This window comes from Streptococcus sp. DD04 (assembly GCF_001578725.1).
In the GTDB taxonomy this organism is placed as follows: Bacteria; Bacillota; Bacilli; order Lactobacillales; family Streptococcaceae; genus Streptococcus; species Streptococcus sinensis.
This window is the reverse complement of sequence record NZ_KQ968977.1, coordinates 359,181-362,402: the sequence shown is the minus strand read 5'-3', so window position 1 is coordinate 362,402 and position 3,222 is coordinate 359,181. Positions and strand designations below refer to the sequence as shown.

The following is a 3,222-nucleotide window of genomic DNA, read 5'->3' as shown; positions in this document are numbered from 1 at the left end:
CCATCTTTTTAAGAAAAAGTCAATTGGCTAGTTATCAAAAAAATTGAGAATAGATTTCTTGAAACCGCTTGCATTATAATATTATAAATAGTATACTAAGTGTGGTATTACAATTCTACAAAAAATATACAAAATAAAGGAGAAATGTATGAAAAAAGTACTTTTTCGTTCACTTCTTGCTCTCTTGACGATTTTCCTGCTTCCTTTTCAGATAGTAGAGGCCTGTACAGGCTTTATCGTCGGCAAGAACTTAACAACAGACGGCTCAACTCTTTATGGCCGGACAGAAGATTTGGAGCCAAATCATAACAAGGTCTTTCTGGTTCATGAGCGAAAGACTAATGCAGCAGGCGAAAAATTAGTCGATCAGGTCAATGGGTTTGAATGGACCCTTCCTGCCGAAAGCTATAAATATACTTCTGTTTCAGATGTGACCCCTGCAGATGGAATCTACGATGAGGTTGGTTTTAATGAGTATGGTGTCTCCATCTCAGCGACTGTCTCAGCTAAGGCCAATAAGGCTATTCAAAAGGTGGATCCTTATGTGGAGAAGGGATTGGCCGAGTCTATCTTAACCACTGTAGTCCTGCCTCATGTCAAGACGGCTCGCGAAGGGGTAGAGCTGATGGGGAAAATTGTAACTGAGCAAGGTGCTGCTGAGGGCAATATCATCACCATCGCAGATAAGACCGGCGTCTGGTATATGGAAATCTTGTCTGGGCACCAGTATGTAGCGATTAAGTTTCCAGATGACAAATACGCAGTCTTTCCTAATACCTTCTTCTTAGGCAGTGTCGACTTTGCTGATACAGAAAATGTTATTGCCTCTGAAGGTGTAGAAGAAGTAGCCAAGAAGGCCGATTCTTATAAGGAAATCGACGGGAAATTCCACATTTCTCAATCCTACAATCCGCCTATGGCAGAAGCAGACCGTTCTCGCGCTTGGGCGGGGATTACCAGCCTAGATCCGGAGGCACCGATTTCTTATAACGATGCCTACTTTGATCTCATGCACAGCACGAATAAGAAAATCTCAGTGGCTGATGTCATGAAAATGCAGCGCAACCGTTTTGAAGGTACTCAGTTCAAGCCTTTAGATCAGATGGAACTGGACGGTAAGGGCATCCCTCAGCGCGGTTCAGTAGATCCCGTTTACAAATATCCACTAGGCAATCCGAACGTTATGGAAGCCCATGTTTTCCAACTCAAAGACAATATGCCTGCCAGCATGGGTGGCGGTACTATGTGGCTGGCAGTAGGCAGTCCGCGTTTCTCCCCTTATCTTCCTTACAATGGTAATATCACAGATACTTACGGTGCTTATAAGGTCAACACAACTAGCTACAGTCCAGACTCTTGGTACTGGGTTGCATCCCATATCTATGACATGGCGGCTAAACATCAGGATCTCTTTGGCACTTCTATCCAGGATAAGTGGAAGGCTTTAGAAGCCAAAATGATTGAAGAACAGGCCGGTTTGGACCTTGCCAATGCGGGATTAGAAGATTCATCTGCTCAAGTGACTGCTGAAAGCATAGCCAGAGCAGAAGCTGTATTCAAAGAAATGAAAGCTCTGGAAGCAGAAATGGAAGCTAAGATTAAAGAAGCTGAGACAAAACCGTCTGATTCCAGCAGTTCATCATCTAGCTCTTCTGCAGAGACGAGCACTTCTTCCAGCAGCTCATCTACCTCCAGCACCAGCAGTTCCAGCTCCCAATCTTCTACTGATCAGCAGGTTATTGATAGTTTGGTAGACGATGCGACAGGTATCAGTCTGAAAAATGCTGACTTGGTCAAGGCCGGCCTGAAACTATCTGTGACTAAAGTAAACACAGACGACCAAAATGCAGATACTTATGACATCAAGCTGACAGACCAGCAAGGTCAGCCAGTCCATCAGGTCAGCCCTACTCTGGTGACCATGCCAATCCGCAAGGGAGCGACTGTAGAAGGAGTCTATGACCTTAAAGACGGCAAGCCAGCTGAAAAATTTGAGTTTACTGTAAATGAAAATGGAACAGTCCATTTCACGACAAGCCATTTTTCAAGCTATCAAATTCAATATAAAAAACCAAGCCCTGATGTTAAAAAGACAAGCAAATTCTTACCATCCACTGGTGAACAAGTCACATTCTTAGGAATTATTGGTGTTATTCTTTTGGGTGTTGTTATCTACGTTTTGAAAAAATCTAAAAAGAAATAGAAGCCAGAAATCCCCTCAATCGAATGATTGAAGGGATTTTTACAAATGATGAACTTACTAGATTTTTTAGTTCACACATATTCTGAGTGAAGCTAAGCCTATAATAAAAAATAAACTGAATGCCTATCTCAATACCACTGACTGTAGTCGTAAGTATTGAGGATGATGTCAGTGATTTCTTCCGGACTTTCCTGAGCACCGCTTGTAATCCAGAGAGAGACAATTCCCTCAATGCTGGATAGGAAAATCTCCAGAGCATATTTCTCTGGGACTCGGAAATTTTCTCGGAGAAAGGCCTCGGTACTGGCAGTTTGTTGCTCGCTGAGGATAATGCTAGTCATGAATTCTCGAATGGTTTCCCGAAAGTTGATATATTTGCTCTTTGCCACGGCATTGATCAGGCGCTCATTTTCCTTGAGATTTTGGAAATTTGCCATCATCAGCTCTCGGGGAGATGTTGCATGTTCTTCAAAAAGGCTGCGCAGCTGGGAGATAATTTCCTCTTTGAGGCGCTCCATCATATCATACTTATCAATGTAATGCAGATAAAATGTTCCGCGATTAATACCGGCTCGCTTGCAAAGTTTACTGACAGAAATATTTTCAAATTTTTCTTCTGAAAGCAGCTGGATTAGAGCTTCCTTGATGTCTTCCTTGGTGGATGTTTGGCGTTTTTGGGCCATCTTTGCTCCTTTTTATTAAATCAACACTTTGTTGATTTTTGACTATTGCAATTCACTTGTTTCCATTATATAATATCTTTGATAAATAATCAACATGTTGTTTATTTAATAAAAAATCTGCTAGTTATAAAGAATGAAAGGGTGAGGGAATGGCTTATATTGAGTTGAAAAATAGTTTTAAATGCTATCAAACAGGCGATACAGAAATTATTGCGAACAATGATATTTCTTTTGAAATTGAAAAAGGAGAGCTGGTCATTATTTTGGGGGCTTCCGGTGCCGGCAAGTCAACCGTCCTCAATATCTTGGGAGGCATGGATACCAATGATGAAGGGC

Annotated in this window: 3 protein-coding genes; 2 read left to right on the top strand and 1 reads right to left on the bottom strand. The window is 41.8% G+C overall.

Annotated features, from left to right (window positions below):
- The first annotated feature begins 148 nt into the window (after nucleotides 1-148).
- Nucleotides 149-2,203: a C69 family dipeptidase gene (locus STRDD04_RS04475; RefSeq protein WP_062199703.1), complete on the top strand. Its 2,055-nt coding sequence runs from the start codon at nucleotides 149-151 to the stop codon at nucleotides 2,201-2,203.
- 128 nt (nucleotides 2,204-2,331) lie between these two features.
- On the opposite strand, the gene STRDD04_RS04470 is transcribed toward STRDD04_RS04475, so the two are convergent.
- Complete coding sequence (locus STRDD04_RS04470) at nucleotides 2,332-2,886, bottom strand: TetR/AcrR family transcriptional regulator (RefSeq protein WP_062199701.1); 555 nt, start codon at nucleotides 2,884-2,886, stop codon at nucleotides 2,332-2,334.
- Between the two features lie 149 nt (nucleotides 2,887-3,035).
- Here STRDD04_RS04470 and STRDD04_RS04465 point away from each other — a divergent pair.
- The coding region (locus tag STRDD04_RS04465) for an ATP-binding cassette domain-containing protein (RefSeq protein WP_156469050.1) at nucleotides 3,036-3,222 on the top strand (187 nt) is incomplete at its 3' end.